General features: G+C 59.9%; 5 protein-coding genes. 4 read left to right on the top strand and 1 reads right to left on the bottom strand.

What is annotated here, in order from left to right:
• Positions 1–56: 56 nt before the first annotated feature.
• Entirely contained in the window at positions 57–692 is a 636-nt protein-coding gene (gene rsmD, locus ACJO5Y_RS19255; protein WP_406989463.1) for a 16S rRNA (guanine(966)-N(2))-methyltransferase RsmD, read from the bottom strand.
• Positions 693–853: 161 nt separating this feature from the next.
• Between rsmD and ftsY the strand changes: the two genes are divergently transcribed.
• From ftsY to rpoH, 4 genes are all read left to right on the top strand, one after another.
• Positions 854–2,038: a signal recognition particle-docking protein FtsY gene (ftsY, locus tag ACJO5Y_RS19250; RefSeq protein ID WP_406989462.1), complete on the top strand. Its 1,185-nt coding sequence runs from the start codon at positions 854–856 to the stop codon at positions 2,036–2,038.
• 14 nt (positions 2,039–2,052) lie between these two features.
• Positions 2,053–2,724, top strand: a complete 672-nt coding sequence (gene ftsE, locus ACJO5Y_RS19245; protein WP_406989461.1) for a cell division ATP-binding protein FtsE — start codon at positions 2,053–2,055, stop codon at positions 2,722–2,724.
• The gene (ftsX, locus tag ACJO5Y_RS19240; protein WP_406989460.1) at positions 2,714–3,706 is read left to right on the top strand and encodes a permease-like cell division protein FtsX; all 993 of its coding nucleotides are present in this window, start codon (positions 2,714–2,716) and stop codon (positions 3,704–3,706) included. The genes ftsE and ftsX overlap by 11 nt, the downstream gene beginning before the upstream one ends.
• Positions 3,707–3,901: 195 nt before the next feature.
• Positions 3,902–4,768: an RNA polymerase sigma factor RpoH gene (gene rpoH / locus ACJO5Y_RS19235; protein ID WP_406989459.1), complete on the top strand. Its 867-nt coding sequence runs from the start codon at positions 3,902–3,904 to the stop codon at positions 4,766–4,768.
• Positions 4,769–4,892: the final 124 nt, after the last annotated feature.

The following is a 4,892-nucleotide window of genomic DNA, read 5'->3' as shown; positions in this document are numbered from 1 at the left end:
AAAAGGCACCCCACCCCGAGACCTGTCTGACTTTTGTGAGATATCTTTGTTTCCCTTCAAGTACCTTCTGATTCTTCTGTTTTGAATAAGCAATAAGTGACCTGGCCGGCGGACTTTTGTCTGTGCAGGGTCCAGTTTTCGGGTGTTTCCGGGGTTGTCCGTTCGCTTTCATGTTCCACGTAGATCCAGCCGCCGGGTCTGACCCAGCCATAATCAGCGATCAGCGGGAACAGCTTTTCCAGCCAGCCCTGGCGAAAGGGCGGGTCCATGAACAGTATGTCGAACGGTTCGGCCGGTGGCTGGGCCAGGAAGGCGTCGACGCTCTGGCAGATCACTTCTCCCTTTTCTGATTTTAACAGCCGCAGGTTACCGCGCAGGGCCTGGGCCAGTGCCGGTGTGTGGTCGACGAATACGGTTGTGCCGGCACCCCGGGACAGGGCTTCCAGGCCGAGAGCGCCGGAGCCGGCGAAGAGGTCGAGGCAGCGGCTGCCGGCCAGTTGGTAATTCAGCCAGTTGAACAGGGTTTCCCGGGTGCGGGCGGGGGTGGGGCGTACGCCGCCGGTTTCCGGGAAACGCAGTTTGCGGCTGCGCCAGTCGCCGCCGATGATTCGCAATTCACCGCCGCCGGCGGCTTTCGCTGTCCCGCTGTGTCCGGTCCGTGCGCTTTTCTGTTGCCTTGGTTTCCGCCCCATGGTTCCTGCTGTCCGCCGCTGTTTCTGGAATGGCGACATGGTAACGGAAAATCGTCCTGTCGCCATCCGGGTTGCCGTTGGCATGGGCCCCAATTACCTCCGACAGTCTGCTAGAATGTCGGCTTTCTTTTGTCCCGCCAATTTTAACCGATGGAATGAGTATGACCGCAGAGTGGATTTCAATTGGCCTGTTGGCCCTTCTTGTCCTCGTTTTTGCTCTGGACCTGGCCGGCAACCGGAAGCGTATTCCCCGGCCCAAACCGGTACCCCAGAAAAAGCCTGAGCCACAGCCGGGCGCCGAACCCGCACGTGAACAGGCGGAAGCATCCGCGCCCGAGGCGCCGTCCGCAGAGGCACCTGTGGCGGAAGTCGAGCCAGCCCCTGCGCCTGCCGCGGAACCGGAGCCGGCTCCGGAAGAGCCGCAGGTCAGTGTTTTAGAGCGTATCCGCCAGGGCCTGGGTAAAACCCGCGCGACGTTGTCCACCGGATTATCCGATCTGTTCGCCGTCGGCAAGAAGATCGACGAGGATCTGCTGGAGGAGATTGAAACCACGCTGCTGATGGCGGATGTTGGTGTCACCGCCACGTCGGAAATCATTGAATCCCTTACTGACAAGCTGGAGCGTAATCAGCTCAAGGACGGCGCGGCGCTGCGTAAGGCCCTGCGCGATGAGCTTCATGGCCTGCTGAAGGATGTCACCAAGCCGCTGGAGCTGGATGCGAAGAAGCAGCCCTATGTGATCCTGATGGTGGGTGTGAACGGTGTCGGCAAGACCACCACCATCGGCAAGCTCACCAGGAAGTTCCAGGATGAGGGCAAGTCGGTGATGCTGGCGGCGGGTGATACCTTCCGTGCCGCCGCAGTGGAGCAGTTGCAGGTCTGGGGTGAGCGCAATAACGTGCCGGTGGTGGCCCAGCATACCGGTGCCGACAGTGCTTCGGTGATCTTCGATGCCATCCAGTCTGCCCAGTCCCGCGAGGTGGATGTGGTGATTGCCGATACTGCCGGCCGACTGCAGAACAAAGAGAATTTGATGAACGAGCTGGAAAAGGTCGTTCGGGTGATGAAGAAGCTGGATGACACCGCCCCCCATGAGGTGATGTTGGTGCTCGATGCCGGTACCGGCCAGAACGCCCTGAGCCAGGCCCAGGTGTTCCAGCAGGCAGTGGGTGTCAGCGGTATTACCCTGACCAAACTGGACGGCACCGCCAAGGGTGGTATTGTGTTCGCTATCGCGCGTCAGCTGCAGCTGCCCATCCGCTTTATCGGTGTGGGTGAACAAGTGGCGGATCTGCGCAGTTTCGATGCGGAAACCTTTGTGGATGCCCTGTTTGACGACCAGTAATGCAGTAACGGCTAATGATTGAATTCCGTCAGGTCACCAAGCGCTACGACAGCGACCATACCGCCCTGCGGCAGGTGAACTTCAGCCTGGACCGGGGCGAGCTGGCGTTCCTGACCGGCCATTCCGGCGCCGGCAAGAGTACCCTGCTCAAGCTGGTCATGGTGATGGAGCGCCCCAGTGCCGGCGAGGTGATCGTCGGCGGGCAGGTGCTGAACAAGCTCCCCAAGCGCCAGATTCCCTACATTCGTCGCCACATTGGCGTGGTATTCCAGAATCACCAGCTGTTGTTCGATCGCACGGTGTTCGACAACGTCGCCATGCCCCTGGAAGTGATGGGGGTACCGGCGCGGGACATTGGCCGCCGGGTGCGGGCCGCGCTCGACAAGGTCGGGCTGCTGACCAAGGAAAAGATGAACCCCCTGCAGTTGTCCGGCGGTGAGCAGCAGCGCGTCGGCATCGCCCGCGCGGTGGTGAACAAGCCCCCGGTGCTGCTGGCGGATGAGCCCACCGGTAACCTGGACCCGGAGTTGTCGGCGGACATCATGCGCCTGTTCGCCCAGTTCAGTCAGGTGGGCGTGACGGTGCTGATTGCCAGTCACGATATTGCCCTGATCAATGATATGCAGCGCCGGACCCTGACCCTGGATCACGGCCGTTTGATTGCGGGAGGTGGCCATGGCGCCTGATCCCCGTAAACGCAAAGGCGCAAGGCAGGGCCCGTCGCCCTGGCAGGAGCTGGCGGAGAGTTACCTGGTGCATCACCGCAAGGTGGCCCGGGACAGTGCCGAGCGGCTCTGGCGTACCCCGGTCGCCAGTTCCATGACCTGGATGGTGATGGGGGTAGCCCTGGCGCTGCCGGTAGCGCTGTTGTTACTGCTGACCAGTTTGCAGGGCGTCAGTGCCGGCTGGGAGAGCAGTGCCCGCATTACCGCCTATATGGGTGAGAATGTCTCGCTGGAGCGCGCCCGCGAACTGCGGGCCGAGGTGCTGGATGACAGCCGTATCCTGGAGGTGGAACTGATCGACAAGGAGCAGGCGCTGTCGGAGTTCCGGGTCTCCTCCGGTCTTGATGATGCGCTGGATTATCTGGAAGGCAATCCGTTGCCCCATACCCTGCTGGTGACACCGGATGAAGCCTCTCGCAGTACTGGCGGTGTGGAGACGCTGGTCACCCGCCTGCAGGGCCTGGACGGTGTTGAGCGCGTGCAGGTGGATCTGGGCTGGCTGCAGCGCTTGAACGCCATGACGGACCTGCTGGCTCGTGCGGTCTGGGCCCTGGCCCTGTTGCTGGCGGCGGCGGTGGTGCTGGTGATTGGCAATACCGTACGGCTGGCAATCGAAAACCGCCGTGACGAGATCCTGGTGGCGAAAATGGTGGGCGGCACCGACGCCTTTGTGCGCCGCCCGTTCCTGTATACCGGGGCCTGGTTTGGCCTTGGTGGCGGTGTGGTGGCCTGGATTCTGCTGCAATTGTCGTTGTGGTGGCTCAGCGGCCCGGTTGAGCGGCTGGCGGGGTTATACCGCAGCGACTTTTCCCTTAATGGTCTGACTTTCGATGGTGCGCTTGCGTTGCTTATTGTGGCCATGCTGTTAGGCTGGTTGGGGGCCTGGGTAGCGGTCAAGCGCCATTTGGACGATATTGAGCCCGGAGAGGTCGCTGGAGGTTAATTCGGGATTGCGGGAAAACCGTATTGTAGAATTTGCGGCAAAGGGCGTAGTGTCTCTATTTAAGATACAAAGCGGAAATTTCCAGTCAGTTGTTTTTAAAGGTGTTACTGGGAAATTCCAAGAACTTTTTAAGGTCTTGGCGATCAAAGAATCACTTGGTATATTTAACGGTCGTCAGGTTCGGAGGTTAAAAGCATGGGTACGAGTTTACAGCTGATTGACAGACTGGTTCCGGGTGCCAATCTCGAGTCTTACATCCAGGCTGCGAGCAGGATTCCGGTATTGTCTGTTGAAGAAGAGCGTGAGCTTGCTGAGCGTCTCCACTATGAGGGTGACGTGGACGCAGCTCGTCAGCTGGTGCTCTCTCATTTGCGGTTTGTGATCCACATTGCCCGCAGCTATTCCGGTTATGGCCTGGCCCAGGCCGACCTGATCCAGGAAGGCAACGTGGGGCTGATGAAGGCCGTCAAGCGCTTCAACCCGGAGTACGGTGTACGTCTGGTGTCCTTCGCGGTGCACTGGATCAAGGCGGAGATCCACGAGTTTATCCTGCGCAACTGGCGCATTGTGAAAGTGGCTACCACCAAGGCCCAGCGCAAGCTGTTCTTTAACCTGCGCAGCCAGAAGAAGCGCCTGGCGTGGCTCAGTCACGATGAGCTGCATGCCGTGGCGGAAGATCTTGGCGTGGAACCGAAAGTTGTGCGGGAGATGGAGGGCCGGCTGGCTTCCCAGGATACCGCCTTTGATGGTCCGCAGGACGATGACGACGACAATGCCTACCAGGCGCCGGCTTATTACCTGCAGGATCAGCGCGGCGATCCGGCGGTGCAGCTGGAAAACGCGGACTGGTCGGAGGATTCCAACGGTCGTCTGATGCACGCGTTGGGAACTCTGGATGAGCGCAGTCAGGATATCCTGCGGGAGCGCTGGCTGTCCGAGAGCAAGTCCACGCTGCACGAACTGGCTGATAAGTACGGTGTTTCTGCCGAGCGAATCCGGCAGCTTGAGAAGAACGCCATGAAGAAGATCCGGACGAGTATGGTGGAAGCCGTACCGGCCTGATACTGAGGCACCCGGATATTCCAGAACGCCACCATCCTGATTCAGGTTGGTGGCGTTTTTGTTTGTATAATTGAACAAAATAAACCTTGGGGTGGAAGCGAGTGGGCAGGCGTTTCCAAAACAC

Origin of the sequence: Marinobacter alkalisoli, assembly GCF_045449855.1 — a bacterium.
Lineage (GTDB): Bacteria > Pseudomonadota > Gammaproteobacteria > Pseudomonadales > Oleiphilaceae > Marinobacter.
This window is presented reverse-complemented; position numbering and strand designations above follow the sequence as displayed.